At 59.6% G+C, this 17,182-nt stretch carries 11 protein-coding genes; 7 read left to right on the top strand and 4 right to left on the bottom strand.

The genetic code is table 11. From position 1 onward, the window contains the following. The first annotated feature begins 173 nt into the window (after positions 1-173). Genes J0X19_RS00740 through J0X19_RS00755 form a run of 4 tightly spaced genes read left to right on the top strand, consistent with a single transcriptional unit; the run spans position 174 to position 8,460 of the window. Entirely contained in the window at positions 174-1,841 is a 1,668-nt protein-coding gene (locus tag J0X19_RS00740) for an alpha-L-fucosidase (protein WP_206979967.1), read from the top strand. Positions 1,842-1,881: 40 nt separating this feature from the next. After that, entirely contained in the window at positions 1,882-4,272 is a 2,391-nt protein-coding gene (locus J0X19_RS00745; RefSeq protein WP_206979968.1) for a glycoside hydrolase family 31 protein, read from the top strand. 60 nt (positions 4,273-4,332) lie between these two features. Continuing rightward, positions 4,333-6,504: a family 43 glycosylhydrolase gene (locus J0X19_RS24700; RefSeq protein WP_242581784.1), complete on the top strand. Its 2,172-nt coding sequence runs from the start codon at positions 4,333-4,335 to the stop codon at positions 6,502-6,504. Positions 6,505-6,510: 6 nt separating this feature from the next. Beyond that, positions 6,511-8,460, top strand: coding sequence for an alpha-L-arabinofuranosidase C-terminal domain-containing protein (locus J0X19_RS00755; protein WP_206979969.1), 1,950 nt, complete (start codon positions 6,511-6,513; stop codon positions 8,458-8,460). 161 nt (positions 8,461-8,621) lie between these two features. Here J0X19_RS00755 and J0X19_RS00760 read toward each other — a convergent pair whose 3' ends face one another. Beyond that, positions 8,622-9,395 (bottom strand): DUF1573 domain-containing protein, encoded by a 774-nt coding sequence (locus tag J0X19_RS00760; RefSeq protein ID WP_206979970.1) that lies wholly within the window; start codon positions 9,393-9,395, stop codon positions 8,622-8,624. A 250-nt stretch (positions 9,396-9,645) separates the two neighbouring features. Here J0X19_RS00760 and J0X19_RS00765 point away from each other — a divergent pair, with 250 nt between their 5' ends. Next, a complete protein-coding gene (locus tag J0X19_RS00765) occupies positions 9,646-12,066 on the top strand; it encodes an alpha-ketoacid dehydrogenase subunit alpha/beta (protein WP_206979971.1) in 2,421 nt (806 codons plus the stop codon). An 89-nt stretch (positions 12,067-12,155) separates the two neighbouring features. Here J0X19_RS00765 and J0X19_RS00770 read toward each other — a convergent pair whose 3' ends face one another. Further along, positions 12,156-12,731 (bottom strand): hypothetical protein, encoded by a 576-nt coding sequence (locus tag J0X19_RS00770; protein ID WP_206979972.1) that lies wholly within the window; start codon positions 12,729-12,731, stop codon positions 12,156-12,158. 117 nt (positions 12,732-12,848) lie between these two features. Between J0X19_RS00770 and J0X19_RS00775 the strand changes: the two genes are divergently transcribed. Further along, on the top strand, positions 12,849-13,853 hold the full coding sequence (locus J0X19_RS00775) for a long-chain-fatty-acid--protein ligase (protein WP_206979973.1): 1,005 nt from the start codon (positions 12,849-12,851) through the stop codon (positions 13,851-13,853). A 13-nt stretch (positions 13,854-13,866) separates the two neighbouring features. Here J0X19_RS00775 and J0X19_RS00780 read toward each other — a convergent pair whose 3' ends face one another. After that, on the bottom strand, positions 13,867-14,364 hold the full coding sequence (locus tag J0X19_RS00780; protein ID WP_206979974.1) for a DUF421 domain-containing protein: 498 nt from the start codon (positions 14,362-14,364) through the stop codon (positions 13,867-13,869). Between the two features lie 113 nt (positions 14,365-14,477). Next, positions 14,478-15,635: a sigma-54-dependent transcriptional regulator gene (locus tag J0X19_RS00785; protein ID WP_206979975.1), complete on the bottom strand. Its 1,158-nt coding sequence runs from the start codon at positions 15,633-15,635 to the stop codon at positions 14,478-14,480. A 255-nt stretch (positions 15,636-15,890) separates the two neighbouring features. Here J0X19_RS00785 and J0X19_RS00790 point away from each other — a divergent pair, with 255 nt between their 5' ends. After that, the gene (locus J0X19_RS00790; protein ID WP_206979976.1) at positions 15,891-17,177 is read left to right on the top strand and encodes a PQQ-dependent sugar dehydrogenase; all 1,287 of its coding nucleotides are present in this window, start codon (positions 15,891-15,893) and stop codon (positions 17,175-17,177) included. Positions 17,178-17,182 lie beyond the last annotated feature (5 nt).

Raw genomic sequence — 17,182 nt, forward strand, 5'->3', positions numbered from 1 at the left:
AGCCTTGGTATCAGGTGTCTGAATTCATAAGCACAATCGATTGTGCGAAAAATAATCATCTTTGCAAGCAAGGTGCAGCTTAGCTAACCAGAAAGCAGCCTACGGCACTAACCGTTAGCCATCTGTGCCTTGCGCTCTTCGCTCCGATAGTACACTTCTTTTATCCCACCCATATGAATCGTCGGACTGTTCTGAAAAATCTGGCTTTGGTTGCTCCCGCTGCCTGGCTACCCAGCGTAGTAGCTGGTTTAAACTGGTCGCCGCTGGCCCCGGCAGGTAGCACAGCGTTGGCGGCTGGTCGTTTTCAGCCTACCTGGGATTCCTTGGCCCACTATCAAACGCCCGACTGGTACCGCGACGCCAAGTTTGGCCTGTGGGCGCACTGGGGGCCGCAGTGCCAGCCCGAGCGCGGCGACTGGTACGCCCGCGGCATGTATCAGGAGGGCTCCGACCAATACAAGTACCACGTTGAAAAGTACGGCCACCCCTCCAAGTTCGGCTTCAAGGATGTGATAAACGAGTGGAAGGCCGAGGAGTGGAACCCCGATGAGTTGCTGGCTTTGTATAAAAAGGCCGGGGCCAAGTACTTCGTGGCCCTGGCCAACCACCACGACAACTTCGACCTCTACGACAGCCGCCATCAGCCCTGGAATTCCACCCGCCTCGGCCCCAAGAAAGACTTGGTGGGCGGCTGGGCCAAGGCCGCCAAAAAGCAGGGTTTGCGCTTCGGGGTGAGCGTGCACGCGGCCCACACCTGGAGCTGGCTGGAAACAGCCCAACGCGCCGACAAAGCAGGCCTGCTGGCCGGCGTGCCCTACGATGGCCACGTGACCACCGCCGACGGCCAGGGCACCTGGTGGCAGGGCTACGATCCGCAGGCTCTCTACGCCCAAAATCACCCGCTCAGTGAGAACAGCCAGGATAACGGCATGATCCATCGGCAGTGGGACTGGGGCAACGGCGTGACACCGCCCAGCAAAGAGTATTGCGAGAAATTCTATAACCGCACCATCGAGCTGCTGGACAAATACAAGCCCGACCTGGTGTACTTCGACGATACCGCCCTGCCGCTCTGGCCCGTGAATGACGCCGGCCTGCGCATTGCAGCGCATATGTACAACGAGAGCATGAAGCGCCACGGCGGCCGCAACGAGGCCGTGATAAATGGCAAAATCCTGACGCCCGAGCAGCGTAAGTGCATGGTCTGGGACATCGAGCGGGGCCAAAGCAACGAAATCGAGCCCTTGCCCTGGCAAACCTGCACCTGCCTGGGCCAATGGCACTACGACCGCCGCATCTACGACCGCCACGGCTACAAAAGCGCCCAAACCGTCGTCCACACCCTCATCGACGTGGTGAGCAAAAACGGCAACCTGCTGCTGAGCGTGCCCGTGCGCGGCAACGGCAGCATCGACGAGCAGGAGCGGGCCGTGGTAGAAGGCATTGCTAGTTGGATGCAGGTCAATGGCGAGAGTATCTACGGCACCCGGCCCTGGAAAATATTCGGCGAGGGTCCGGCCCAGCAGGGTGCCGCCGCCCTTAGTGCTCAGGGCTTCAATGAGGGCAAAGGCAAGCCGTTCGGGGCGCAGGATATTCGCTTTGTGGTGAAAGGGGAGGTGCTGTACGCCACGGCCTTGGGCTGGCCCGCCGATGGGCAGCTGCTGATTACTGCGCTGGCAACGGGCAGCCCGCACCGGCCGCAGCCCGTGCGCCGCGTTGAGTTGCTGGGCCACACGGGCGGGCCGCTGGCTTTCGAGCGCACGGCGCAGGGCTTACGGCTAACGATGCCAGCCTCAGCCCCAAAGACCGGGCTGGCTTATGCCTTCAAAATTCTGTCCTGAGCCTTCTGCTAACCTTCCTTCGATACCCACCCCAAACCAAATGTTCCCTACTTCCTTTCGACCCCTGGCGGGCCTGGGGTTGCTGCTGACCACCGCCGCCCACGCCCAACGCTACCAGCCAACCGCTACCGGCCTCAAACTCAACACCGACTCGCTGACGGTGGAAGTGCAGTTCTACTCACCTGACATTGTGCGGGTGGTGAAATATCCAAAGAGCCGGGAAACCGAGAAAAAGAGCTTGGCAGTGGTACTGGCGCCCGCGCCGGGCAAGCTGAAATACAGTGAAAAGAACGGCGTAGCCACCGTGGGCAGCGCGAGCACGCAAGTGCTGGTCAACCAGCAAACCGGCCAGGTCAGCTTCCGGACGGCCAAGGGCCAGCCGCTGCTGAGCGAAAAGGCGTACGGGTCGCGTTTCAGTGCCAAAACCGATGTCGACCAGCCCACCTACCGGGTACGCCAGCAGTTTCAGCTGGCTCCCGATGAGGCGGTGTACGGCCTGGGGCAGCACCAGGACGGCACCTTTAATTATCGGGGCAAGCAGCTGACGCTCAAGCAGAACAACATGGTTATTGCCGTGCCAGTGCTGCATTCCAGCAAGGGCTACGGCGTGTTCTGGGACAACTACTCGACCACCAAATTCGAGGACAACGCCCAAGCCACCACCTTCGACTCGGAAATTGGGGACTGTGCCGATTACTATGTACTCAACGGCGGCGGCACGGCCGATGGCGTGGTGGCCCACTACCGCCAGCTCACCGGCCCGGCCCCTATGTTTCCGCGCTGGACGCTGGGCTACTGGCAAAGCAAGGAGCGCTACAAAGGGCAGGAGGAACTGATTGACGTGGTGAAGAAATACCGCAGCCTGGGCATTCCGCTCGATGGTATTGTGCAGGACTGGCAGTATTGGGGCGAAAACAACGACTTCTGGAACTCCATGGAGTTCGGCAACCCGCGCTTCCCCAAGCCGCAACGCATGGTGGACGAGGTGCATGAACTGCACGCCCACCAGATGATTTCGGTGTGGCCTTCCTTTGGCAAGAAAACCAAGCCCTACCAGGAGTTTGCCGCCAAGGATATGCTCTTCGACTTCATTACCTGGCCCCGCACGCCGCATGTGAAAGTGTACGATGCCTTCGACCCCGAAGCCCGCGACATCTACTGGAAGTACTTGAACAGCGGCATCTTCAAGCTGGGCATGGACGGCTGGTGGTTGGATGCCACCGAGCCCGACCAGCTCACCCCCTTTGACACCGACGACGACAACGAAACCGCCCTGGGCAGCTTCCGCAAGGTGCGCAACGCCTACCCGCTCATGAGCACCAAGGGCGTGTACGAGCACCAGCGCCAAGCCAGTGAGGCCAAGCGGGTGTTCATCCTCACGCGCTCGGCCTTTGCCGGGCAGCAGCGCTACGGCACCATGGTGTGGTCGGGCGACGTGAATTCGCGCTGGGACGTGCTGGCCAAGCAGGTGCCGGCCGCCCTCAACCTGAGCTTGGCGGGGTTTCCGTACTGGAACAGCGACATTGGCGGGTTCTTTCCGTCGGGCACCTACCCCAAAGGCGTGAGCGACCCGGCGTTTCAGGAGCTATACACGCGCTGGCAGCAGTTTGCGGCTTTCACGCCCATGATGCGCAGCCACGGCGAGTTCACGCCCCGCGAAATCTACCGGTTCGGCGAGCGGGGCACCTGGTCGTTTGATGCGCAGGAAAAGTTTATCCACCTGCGCTACCGGCTGCTGCCATATCTGTACTCCAACATGTGGACCGTGACGCACCACGCCGGCACGCTGCTACGCGCCCTGCCCATGGATTTCCCCCGCGACCCAAAAACAGCCAGCCTGGGCAGCGAGTACATGTTTGGTCCGGCCTTTCTGGTGCGCCCCGTGACGGATGCGCAGTACGTGAACCGCCCCGACAAGAACGCGCCCGTACCCGCCGATTTCGCGCAAACGAAAAGCGTGAACGTGTACCTGCCGGCTGGTACCACCTGGGTTGATTTCTGGACGGGCAAGCGCCAAGCCGGCAACCAAACCGTGCAGCGCGAAACCCCCATCGACCTGATGCCGCTGTACGTGCGGGCCGGCTCGGTGCTGCCGCTGGCTCCGCGCCAGCAGTACATCGGCGAAAAAGACGGTGCGCCGCTGGAAATCAGAGTGTATCCCGGTGCCGATGGCGAATTCACGCTCTACGAAGACGAAAACGACAATTACAACTACGAGAAGGGCGCCTACGCCACCATCCGGATGCGCTGGAACGATAAAGCCCGGCAATTGACCTTTGAGGACCGCGCGGGCAACTTCCCCGGCATGCAGGCCAGCCGCACGTTCCGGGTGGTGCTGGTAGATGAACAGCACGGCACCGGGCTAGGCGAGGATAACGCGCCGGCCAAGGCAGTGCAGTACGCCGGCCGCAAAACCAGCGTGAAGCTTTAAAATCAAGTCAACGGCAACCTGGCCACGGCTGATGCGCCATTCTTCTTCCAATCCGCTTTAATGAAACGTTCCATTCCCCTGCTGTTGCTGCTGAGCGCCCTAGCGCTGACCAATCCGGCCAGTGCCCAGTCTGCTAAAGCTGCGAAAACCGCCACTGCCGCGCCCTATAGCGCCTACCTTTTCGCCTACTTCACCGGCAACGACAACAAGAAACAGGAAGAAGCTATCCGCTTCGCCCTCAGCCCCGACGGCTACCACTACACCGCCCTCAACGGCAACCGGCCCATCATCAATTCAGCCACCATCAGCGAAACCGGCGGCGTGCGTGACCCCCATATTCTGCGCGGGGCCGATGGCAAAACGTTCTACATGGTGGCCACCGACATGGTATCGGCCAAGGGCTGGAGCTCCAACCGCGGCATGGTGCTCCTGAAGTCCACCGACCTGATTAACTGGACCCACAGCGTCATCAACTTCCAGAAGCGCTACGCCAAGCAAGACGACCTGAAACGGGTGTGGGCCCCGCAAACCATCTACGACGCCAAAGCCGGTAAGTACCTGGTGTACTTCTCCTTGCAATACGGCTCGGAGCCCGATAAAATCTACTACGCCTACGCCAACAAGGACTTCACCGACCTGGAAGGCGAGCCGAAGCAGCTGTTTTTCAGCCCCACCAACGGCTCGTGCATTGATGGCGACATCGTGGCCAAGGATGGCAAGTACTACCTGTTCTTCAAAACCGAAGGCCAGGGCAACGGCATCAAAATAGCCGTGTCCGACAAGCTGACGGAAGGCTACGTGCTCGGCGACAAATACGTGCAGCAAACCACCAACCCAGTGGAGGGCGCGGGCACGTTCAAGCTCAACAACTCGCCCGACTACATCCTGATGTACGACATGTACACCAGCGGCAAATACCAGTTCACGCGCACCCGCGACCTGCAAAGCTTTACGGTAGTAGACCAGGACATCCGCATGAATTTCCACCCCCGGCACGGCACCGTCATGCCCATTACGGCCGCCGAAGCCACCCGCTTGGCGCAGCGCTGGATGACGCCTTCCGACGTGCTGCTGGCAGCTAGCAACCCAGCCATCCGGCAAAACAATACGGTGGTAGACAGCGCCGCCGGCAAAGTGGCGTTCATTGTGCCGGCGGGTAATAACCTGAAATCGTTTGACTTGCAGCTCCGTAGCCCCGCGCTGCCCGTCACGCCCAGCGGCCCGCAGAATTTCGCGAAGGTCCCCGTGACGTACACGGTAGGGCAGGGGGCCACCAAGCGCGCCTACCAGGTGAGCGTAACCGAAACCCACAACCCCGCGCTAACCGGCTACTACGCCGACCCGGACATTCTGTATTCGCAGAAAACCGGCAAATTCCACCTGTACCCCACCTCCGACGGGTTCAATGGCTGGTCGGGTACGTACTTCAAGTCGTTTTCGTCGCCGGATTTGGTGAACTGGAAGGATGAAGGCGTGCTACTGGATTTGCCCAAAGACGTGAGCTGGTCCAAGAAAAACGCCTGGGCCCCTACCATTCTTGAGCAGAAAACGCCCACCGGCTACCAGTACGCCTACTATTTCTGCGCCGGCGCCAAGATTGGGGTGGCCCTGGCCGACAGCCCCACCGGCCCGTTCAAGGATTCCGGTCAGCCCTTGCTCGACAAGCTGCCCGAGGGCGTGAAAGGCGGCCAGCAGATTGACCCGGCAGCCTTCCGCGACCCTAAAACCGGCAAGCTCTACCTGTACTGGGGCAACGGCTACATGGCTGGCGCCGAGCTGAACGACGACCTAACCAGCCTCAAGCCCGGCACCACGCAAGTCATGACGCCCGACGCCACGTTCCGCGAAGGGGCCTACGCCTTTTTCCGCAACGGCAAATACTACTTCCTGTGGAGCGAGGACGACACGCGCAGCCCCAATTACCAAGTGCGCTACGGCACCTCCGATACGCCGCTGGGCAAGATTACGGTGCCCGCCAACAACTCGGTACTCGCCAAAGACCCGGCCGCGGGCATCTACGGCACCGGCCATAACTCGGTTATTCAGATACCAGGCAAGGATGAATGGTACATTGTGTATCACCGCTTCACGTACCCCAAGGGCATAGCAATGGGCGGGGATGCCGGCTTCCACCGCGAAGTGTGCATCGACAAGCTGGAGTTCAACGCCGACGGCAGCATCAAGCCCGTGAAACCCACCCACGCCGGTATCCAGCCGGTGAAACTGAAATAACTAGCTATGAATCTGTTACAAATAGGTGCAGCAGCGTTAGCGCTGCTCGCCGCATTACCCGCTGTTGCGCAGAAGGTTGCCGCCAACAAACCCATCAGCCCTGACTTGTTCGGTATCTTCATCGAGGACATCAACTACACTGCTGATGGGGGGCTGTACGCCGAGTTGGTGCAGAACCGCTCCTTCGAGTACAGCCCGAGTGACCGGGGCGGCTGGCACCCGCTCACCAGCTGGGACTACCTGCATGAGGGATATGCTATGGGCAGTTTGTCGGTGGAAAGCGCCGCGCCGCTGCACGCCAACAACCCCCACTACGTGCAGCTGCGGGTGGAGAATCCGTTTCAGAAAGGCCTGGGCATCAAAAACTCCGGCTTTGATGGCATAGCGCTGAAAGCCGGCGAGAAGTATGATTTCTCGCTGTGGGCGCGCAGTAAAGGCGGTGCCGCTATGCCGCTACTGGTGCAGCTGCGCGATGCCAAAGGCGCCGTATTGGCCGAAACCACGCTGTCGGCAAAAGTGGGGGAGTGGCAGCAATACCGCGCTACGCTGGCCCCCAACGCCAGCGCCCCCGATGCCAGCCTAGTGGTGCTGGCGACCGGCAAGGGCGTGGTGGATCTGGACATGATTTCGCTGTTTCCGCAGAAAACGTTCCGCAACCACCCCAACGGCCTGCGCGCCGACCTCACCCAGGCCCTGGCCGACCTTAAGCCCCGTTTCGTGCGCTTTCCCGGCGGCTGCCTGGCCCACGGCGACGGCCTCGATAATCTGTATGACTGGAAGAAAACCATCGGGCCGGTGGAGCAGCGCGTGGCGCAGCGCAACATCTGGGGCTACCACCAAACGGCCGGGTTGGGCTACTTCGAGTATTTTCAGCTGTGCGAAGACCTGGGCGCCCGGGCACTGCCCGTGGTGGCGGCCGGCGTGAGCTGCCAGAACTCGGGCGGCTCGTGGCGCATTGGCGGAACGGGGCAGCAGTGCGTGCCGCTGGCCGACATGGCCGCCTACACCCAGGACATACTTGATTTGATTGAGTATGCCAACGGCCCGGCGACGTCCACCTGGGGCGCGAAACGGGCGGCAGCTGGCCACCCGGCTCCGTTCAACCTCCACTATATCGGCATCGGCAACGAAGACAAGCAGACCCCGGAATTTCGGGAGCGGTTCCAGCTGATCTATGATGCCGTGCGGACCAAATACCCCAACATCGAGGTAATTGGCACGGTGGGCCCCGCCCCAAAAGGCGAAGACTTCGAGCAGGGCTGGGCCTTTGCCAACCAACTGAACGTGCCATTGGTTGACGAGCACTACTACGAAAACCCGGAGTGGTTTCTGGCCAACAACCGCCGCTACGACAGCTACGACCGGAGCAAATCCAAAGTGTACCTAGGCGAATACGCCTCGCGGGGCAACACGCTGTTCAATGCTCTGGCCGAAGCCGCTTACATGACTTCTTTGGAGCGCAACGGCGACGTAGTGCGGCTGGCTTCTTACGCCCCGCTGCTGGCCAAGGAAAACCACACCCAGTGGAACCCCGACCTTATCTACTTCAACAACAGCACCGTAGTGCCCACCGCCAACTACTACGTGCAGGCCTTGTTCGGGCAGAACACCGGCACTGAATACTGTGCCAACGTGGTAACGCTGCCTACCACCGTGGCCGCCGATACCGTGGCGGCTTCCTGTGTGCGCGACGCCCGCAGCGGCGACATTATTGTGAAGCTGGTGAATGTAGGCGGCAGTGCCCAGTCGTTCACAGTGGACCTGTCGCGCTTCAAAGGAGTAAATTCCGCGGCTACCCTTATCACCTTTGCTGGCCCCAAAACCGCGAAAAACACCTTCGCCACCCCGCAGGCGGTGCAGCCCAAAACCACCGCCTACAAAGCCAGCCGCAATTTCACCTACACCGCCGCGCCATACTCGCTAACCGTGATTCGGATGCGGGCTAAGCGGGGATGAGCGGTTTACCAGTTAAGCGCAGTTTCTAGTATCTGCCAGCATCGAGTAAATCGAGAAGTTGGTTCCAAGTATCATCAGTTTAAATACAAATCGGCCGCGTCAGATGCTTCTGGCGCGGCCGATTTGTTGTGTGATGTTAGCAGCTTAGGCTACTCTGTGTCTTACTTAAACGGCACCGTGGCGCTGCTTTCCTTCACCATGCTGCTGTTGTTCAGGTCGCGCACGATGTTGGCTTTCAGCGTAATCTTTACGTCGCCATTCAGGTCGTTGGAGCTGAGCGTGGCCACGTCCGACATCTGGCCGGTCTGGCGCTGGGCGTACAACAGTTCTACCGTGGCACTCTGGCCGGGCTTGATAACCGGCGGCACCGATTTGTAGCCCACGCAGTTGCAGGCCGAGGTAATCATACCCAGTTCCAAAGGCTGCTTGCCGGGGTTTTTCACCGTGAACTTGGCCACTGGCTGCTGGCCTGATTCAATTTTACCGAAGTCGTGGGCGGTGCGGTCCAGCACCAGGCGCGGCGACTGAGCCAGTTGGGCGGGCGTCATGCTGGCTTTAGCCTGCTCCTTGTTCACCACGTCGCCTTTGATGCTGAGCACCACGCTGGGCACGGTAGCGTTGCTGGTAACCGTAACGGTTTTGTTGAACACGCCTGGCCGGCCGGCGCTGCTGTACATGGCCTTCACAATGCCAAACTTGCCGGGCATCACTGGCGTTTTGGTCCAGTCGGGGGTGGTGCAGCCGCAGCTGGCTTGCACGTTGGCAATAACCACGGGCTGGTTGCCGGTGTTCTTGAATTTGAACTCGTGCGTGGCCATCGTGCCTTCGGGCACGCTGCCAAAGTCGTGCATGTCTTTCTCGAAGGTAATAACCCCTTGGGCACGGGCGCCGAGGCTAAGCAGCACGGCAATGAAAAGGGAGGCGAAGTGTTTCATAGAGGTAAGTTATTGGTAGTGCTTGGTGCCTAGTGCCTGGTGCTTAGGTTGTTTTCAAGGTGAAAGGTAGTGGAATAACCTAAGCACCAGGCACTAGGCACCAAGCACTAATCTGTTTCCCAAAGATAAACAAAAACACCCCTCGTTGGGTCTCAACGAAACCTCCCGGCCAAATCCGTACTTTTGTGGCTCCTACTTCCGCGGCCGGCTTTCCATCCGGCTTCGGTATCAACATCCGCCCCATCCGTTTATGCCCACTACCGAAGCTACCGACCTGCTGGCCACCCCTGCCACTCTCAGTAAAGACGAACTTCTGCGCGACTACCGCCTCGGGTGGGAAAGCCGGTACGCCTCCCTGGCGGGCCGCAAAGAGGTGTTTATGGGCAAAGCCAAGTTTGGCATCTTCGGCGACGGCAAAGAGTTGCCCCAGCTGGCCATGGCCCGCGCCTTTCGGGCCGGCGACTGGCGCGCCGGCTACTACCGCGACCAAACGTTTATGCTGGCCATCGGCGAGCTGACCTTGCAGCAGTATTTCGCGCAGCTCTACGCCCACACCGATGTGGAAGCCGAGCCCGCCACGGCCGGCCGGGCCATGAACGGCCACTTCGCCACCCGTATTTTAGATGAAGACGGCAACTTCAAAAACCTGGCAACCAGCAAGAACTCGTCGGCGGATATTTCGCCCACGGCCGGCCAGATGCCCCGTTTGGTAGGCCTGGCGTATGCGTCCAAGCTGTTCCGCCAGAACCCGGAGCTGCATCAGTACGAGCAGTTTTCGGTGAATGGCAACGAGGTGGCGTTTGGCACCATTGGCAACGCCAGCACCTCCGAGGGCATGTTCTTCGAGGCCCTGAATGCCGCCGGTGTCCTCCAGATTCCGATGCTGATGAGCGTGTGGGACGACCACTACGGCATTTCGGTACCCGCTGAGTATCAGACCACCAAGCAAAGCATTTCGGCTATCCTGATGGGCTTGCAGCGCGACGGCGAGGGTGAGCAGGGCTTCGAGATTTTCGTGGTGAAAGGCTGGGACTACGCTACGTTGGTGGACACCTACCAGCGCGCCGCCGAGCTGTGCCGCACCCAGCACGTGCCAGTGCTCATTCACGTAACCGAAGTAACGCAGCCCCAGGGCCATAGCACCAGCGGCTCGCACGAGCGGTACAAGTCCAAGGACCGGCTGGTGTGGGAGCAGGAGCACGACTGCCTGCTGAAAATGAAGGAGTGGCTGCTCACCGAGGGCCACGCCATTGAAGACGAGCTAACCCAGATTGAAAACGAAGCGCGTGAAGCCGTGAAAACGGCCCGTACAGCTGCCTGGGCCGCTTTCTTCAACCCCATCAAAGATGAGCGCGACCAAGTAGTGAAGCTCCTGAATGAACTGGTAGCGGAAGCCGGAGCCGAAAACAGCCTGCATGAGTTAGTGGCGCAGCTGGCCCAAAACCAGACCCCCATCCGGGCCGACCTAGTGCGCACCGTGCGCCGAGTGTTGCGCCAGGTGCGGGGCAAGCGTAGTGCTGCCCGCCGAGAGCTGCTCAACTGGCTCGACCAGTCGCTGGCCGAAAACGCCGACCGCTACAACTCCTATCTGTTCAGCCAGAGCGACGAAGCCGTTGGCAACATCGAGGTGGTGCCCGCCAAATTCGAGGCCGCTGCCCCGCAGGTGGACGGCCGGGAAGTGCTGCAAGCATGCTTCGACGCCAACTTCCAGCGCGACCCCCGCATTTTCGCCATTGGCGAAGACGTGGGCCGTATCGGCGACGTAAATCAGGCCTTTGCGGGCTTGCAAGACAAGTTTGGCGAACTGCGCGTGACGGATACCGGCATTCGGGAGTGCACCATCGTAGGGCAGGGAATAGGGGCAGCCCTGCGCGGCCTGCGGCCCATCAGCGAGATTCAGTACCTCGACTACCTGCTCTACGCCATCCAGATTCTGAGCGACGACCTGGCCAACCTGCAATACCGCACCAAAGGCGGGCAGAAGGCCCCGCTCATCGTGCGTACTCGCGGCCACCGTCTCGAAGGCATCTGGCACTCTGGTTCACCCATTCAGATGATATTGGGGGCTATCCGGGGCATTCATTTATGCGTGCCCCGCAACATGACCCAGGCAGCCGGATTCTACAACACCCTGCTGCGCTCCGATGAGCCCGCCATTGTAATTGAGCCCCTGAACGGTTACCGCCTGAAAGAACGGATTCCAAGCAACGTAGGCGAGTTCACGCTGCCGCTGGGTGTGCCCGAAATCCTGCGCGAAGGCACGGACCTCACCATTGTCACCTACGGCTCAATGTGCCGCATCGTACTGGACGCCGCCAACCAGCTGGCGGAAGTGGGTGTTTCGGTGGAAGTGCTGGACGTGCAAACCCTGCTGCCCTTCGACCTGGAGCACGTCATCACCGATAGTATCCAGAAAACCAGCCGCGTACTGTTCACCGACGAAGACGTGCCCGGCGGCGCCACCGCCTTCATGCTGCAGCAGGTCCTCGATGACCAGGACGCCTACCGCCACCTCGACTCGGCGCCCCGCTGCCTGGCCGCCCAGGCCCACCGCCCGCCCTACGGCTCCGACGGGGACTATTTCTCGAAGCCCAACGCCGAAGACGTATTTGATACGGTGTATGAAATGATGCGCGAAGCGGACCCGAAGCGCTTCCCGGCCATTTATTAAGAATGCTCTTTAACGCAACAGCTCCCCCGGCGGTGCGCTTGGCCTGCCGGGGGAGCTGTTGCGTTAAAGAGCATTCTTAATAAATCAATTTAGCGTGCCACTACAAAGCTGTTGGTTGTGACGGTGTTACTGGTGTTAAGGGCGCGGTCCTTGATATATACTTCAAAGCGCACTTCATCCCCTGGGTTGAATTCGTTGCCTAAGCCGAACGTTTGCTCGAAGTTCAAGTCTCCCTTCAGAGGCGCTTTTTTATCGGCGTTAGGTTCTAGATGAGGATACTGCGAGTAATAAACGGTAGGGTCATCGACAGGGCTACCATTCGCGCGGAAGGTGAGGGGCTCAAACTGGTTATTACTTCTGTTTTTGACGAATATTTTCAAAAAGTAATTCCAGTGATTCAGGTTTTTGGTGCCGTCGCTGTTCAGCCGGTTGTAAGGTGGGCTCGTGCTGGAATACTCCTCGCTGTTGAGGCCTAAGTCGCCGTCGCCGTCTTTAAAGCCAATAGTAATCGTAACAGTGTCGGTAAGCTCAGCGGTATTGCGCGTTACTTTCATCGACTTGAACTCGATGCTCGGAGTGTCCGGAAAGTCGGGTGGGCTGATGCAAGAGGAAATGGCCCCGCCAATAAACGCGAAGAGCAACCCGAAACGAAGCGTACGAAACATATCCATATAAAGAAAAGTCAGAGCGAAAAAGCTGCCGTTGCAGTGGACAAAAGGTACAGTTTCTCAACGAAGTTGCACCACAATTGTTATCTGCTTTGCTAACCCAGTTGCGTAGTAATGAGTTTCCGAGAAGATTACATAAGGCAGCTGGCGCGCCTGACTGCCGCCAAGGTGCCCGCCGCCGCCCTGCGCCTGTTTCAGCACCAGGCGGTGCACTGCCCACCCTATAGAGCGTATTTAGCAGCATTAGGTTGTACACCTGCCGCTGTTCAGCAGCTTACTGATATTCCTTTTCTACCTATCGAGTTCTTCAAAACTCAGGATGTCCGTACCGAACCCGATGCGTGGGAACCGCAGGAGCTGTTTCTGAGCAGCGGCACCACGTTGCAGCAACGCAGCCAGCACCAGGTCCGCGACCCGCAGCTGTACCGGCAGAACGCGGCCCGCATCTTCGAGCAGTATTATGGGCCGCTCACCAGCTGGACGTTTCTGGCGCTGCTGCCTTCGTACCTGGAGCAGGGAAATTCGTCGTTGGTGGCCATGGTCGATTACTTTGCCAAGCAGTCGGGCCAGACGCAGCCCGCGTTTTTCCTGCACGACCACGCCGCTTTGCTGCAAGCCCTGCGCGAGGTGAAACAGGACGCCAACCGGCGCGTGCTGCTGTTCGGGGTGAGCTACGCTCTGCTGGATTTGGCTGCCGAAGTGGGGGCCGCGCCGGAGCTGCAAAACCTGACGGTGCTGGAAACCGGGGGCATGAAAGGCCGCCGCCGCGAGATGATTCGTGAAGAATTGCATCAGGAACTACAGCAAGTATTTGGCCCCGCCGGCATTCATTCCGAGTACGGCATGACCGAACTGCTGAGCCAGGCCTATAGCCTCGGCGGGGGCCGCTTCTACGCCCCGCCGCAACTGCGCATCCTGCTTCGTGACCCCGCCGACCCGTTTTCCGTCAGTGACTCTCGCCCCGACGGCGCCCTCAACGTCATCGACCTAGCCAACGTGGATTCCTGCGCCTTTATCGAAACTAAAGACCTGGCCCGCCTGCACCCTGATGGCTCGTTTGAAGTACTCGGCCGTCTCGACAACTCTGATGTGCGCGGTTGCAACCAGATGGTGAGTTAGAAGAAGCGGGGCACTACTTTTTTATCACGCTAATGCTGCCGTCGTGCTCTAGTCGTACCGTTTTCGTCTCGGCTAAATCATCCAGGTTAGCGGTTGTGCGAATATCGGCGCGCATGTCGGCTTCGCTGATGTGAGCACGCTGCAAGGCTTTCTTATCAATTTGTACTCCTTCGGCCAGCACCGACGCCTCACCCTTCACCAGACGGTGCAGCCACGGCGACATAAACACGGCATAGGCCAGCGCCCGGTGCACGGCTACCAGCGTAACGGCAGCGGCCAGGGTGCCCGGAAACGAGGCGTCGCCGGTAATAGTGCGGCTCAGGATGGCTCCCATCATGAATTTTACAATCATGTCGAGGGAGTTGTTGCTGGCAAACGTGCGCCGGCCCGACAGGCGCAGCAGCACCAACGCCAGCACAAATACCACTAACGTACGAGCGCACATCTGCCCTGGCGTCATGGTTTTTGCGGTTGCCTCCAACCCGAACAACTCACTGAAGAACATTTCCATAATCACCTGAAAATCGTGGGAGTTAAATAGCCGTGCGGGCCGAGAGCAGCTGCTACAGCTGCTCTCGGCCCGCACGTTTCCTTTCTACTACAAACAGCGAATGGCTGCTGAGGTTATTTCCCCGCAAATGCCTTGGCGTCGGCTTCCGAGATGGTGTCGTCGCTCATGATGACGAGGCGTTCCACCACGTTGCGCAGCTCCCGGATGTTGCCGCGCCAGTCGAGGCCTTGCAGGTAGGTGAGGGCCTCGGCGTCGATTTTCTTGGGCTTGTTGCCGTAGTCGTTGGCAATGTCCTTGAGGAATTTCTCGATAAGCTCCGGAATATCGTCGCGCCGGTCGTTGAGGGCGGGCACCTGAATCAGGATGACGGAAAGGCGGTGGTACAGGTCTTCGCGGAAGTTGCGGTCGGCTATTTCCTGGAGCAGGTTCTTGTTGGTAGCCGCCAGCACCCGCACGTTCACCGAAATTTCCTTTTCACCACCCACGCGGGTAATCTTGTTTTCCTGCAACGCCCGCAGCACTTTGGCTTGGGCCGAAAGGCTCATGTCGCCGATTTCGTCCAAAAACAACGTGCCCCCATCGGCCTGCTCGAACTTACCGATGCGCTGCTTCACGGCCGACGTAAACGAGCCTTTCTCGTGCCCGAATAGCTCACTCTCAATCAGTTCGGAGGGAATGGCCGCGCAGTTCACTTCCACCATCGGGCCGCTGGCGCGGTTGCTGAGCTCGTGTAGTTGGCGGGCCACCATTTCCTTGCCGGCGCCATTGGGGCCGGTAATCAGCACGCGGGCATCGGTGGGGGCTACCTTCTCAATGGCCTTGCGCACCGCGCCCAGCGCCTCCGACGAGCCCACCATCTCCGAGCTTTTGGCAACTTTCTTCTTCAGCGTCTTGGTTTCGGCTACCAGCTTGGTGCGGTCCAGGGCGTTGCGGACGGTTACGAGCAGGCGGTTCAGGTCTGGTGGCTTCTGGAGGAAATCGTAGGCGCCTTTCTTGGTGGCATCCACGGCCATTTCCACGTTGCCGTGCGCCGATACCATAATGAACGCCGCATCGGGAGCGGCAATACGGGCGCGCTCCAGCACCTCAATACCGTCCATTTTGGGCATCTTCACGTCGCAGAGCACCACGTCGTACTTGTCGCGGATCAGCATGTCGAGGCCGGTAGGGCCATCTTCGGCTTGGTCGACCTGGTAGCTTTCGTATTCCAGAATCTCCTTTAGCGTATTGCGGATGGCCTTTTCGTCGTCGATGATGAGAATGCGGGGCATACTAAATTCAAGAAAATAGATGGGGCGAAGAGCAGCGAAGGTAGCGAAAAGCCGTTCTTAGCAAACAGCAAAGCCTACGAAACGCCGCAGGCTCTAGTTTTCGTCTGTATAAACGATGGCTTGAGGCCAACAACTTCTGGCAACGGAATGTAGTAAGCAGTGCAAACTAAAGAATGGTTTGCTTGGGGCTGGATGCAGCCGCAGAGCAGGTCAGTGAACAGTTTTATTTTCGCTCATCGAACCGTATTCCCACTCATGAAAAACAACTTACTCCGGTTCCTGCTGGTTCCTACGGCCCTGGTCGGCAGCCTGTCGCTCTACGCCCTCACCAGCAAAGTAGGGCCCCCGGCCCCCGATGCCAACAATGCGGGCCTGAAGCTACCCGCCGGTTTTGGGGCGCTGGTAGTGGCCGAAACGGGTGGCCGCGCCCGGCACCTGACCATCACGCCGCAGGGCAACATCTACGTGAAGCTGAACCGGCCCGATAAATCGGGGCGGAGCGTTCTGATGCTGCGCGAAAACAGCGCCGGCAAAGCCGAGGTAGCGGGCGGTTTTGGCAGCTACGGCGGCACGGGCATCTACGCCAAGGGCGGCTATTTGTACGCGTCGTCGGACCAGGAAGTGTTTCGGTACAAGCTCAATGAGAAGGGCGAAGTCACGAACCCCACTCAGCCCGAGAAAATCGTGACGGGCCTGATTAACCGCCGGCAGCACGAAAGCAAGTCGGTGGTGCTCGACAACAACGGCAACCTCTATGTGAATGTGGGCGCCTACTCCAACTCGTGCCAAGTGAAAGACCGGCAGAAAGGCTCGCTCGGTCAGCCAAACTGCCCCATTCTGGATTCGGCGGGAGGCATCTGGCAGTTCCGGGCCGACAAGCTCAACCAGACCTACGGCGACGGTACGCGCTACGCCACCGGCCTGCGCAACGTGGTGGGTCTCGACTGGAATCAGCAAGCCAACCAGCTGTTCGTGATGCAGCACGGCCGCGACCAGCTGCACGACATCTTCCCCGACCTCTACGACACCAAACAGTCGGCGCAATTGCCAGCCGAGTGCCTCTATGCGCTCAAGAAAGGCGACAACGCCGGCTGGCCCTACATGTACTATGATGGCCAGCAGCGCAAAAAAATGATGGCGCCCGAGTACGGCGGCGACGGTAAGAAAGAGGCCACCGGCAATTTCATCGACCCAGCAGCGGCTTTCCCGGCCCACATGGCGCCTAATGCGCTGCTGTTTTATACCGGCACCATGTTTCCGGAGAAATACCGCAACGGCGCCTTCATTGCCTTCCACGGCTCCTGGAACCGGGCTCCTGAGCCGCAGATGGGTTATTACGTAGCCTTCCAGCCCTTCAAGAACGGCAAGCCCAGCGGCGACTGGGAGATATTCGCCGATAACTTTGCCGGCTCCCCCGAGAAGGTAGCTTCCGGCCGCGCCGACCACAAGCCCTGCGGCCTGGCCCAGGGCCCCGACGGCTCCCTCTACGTCTCCGACGACAAGGCCGGCACCATCTACCGCATTGTGTACACGAAGAAATAAGCGTT

The sequence above is a fragment of the Hymenobacter telluris genome (assembly GCF_017313265.1).
GTDB lineage: Bacteria > Bacteroidota > Bacteroidia > Cytophagales > Hymenobacteraceae > Hymenobacter > Hymenobacter telluris.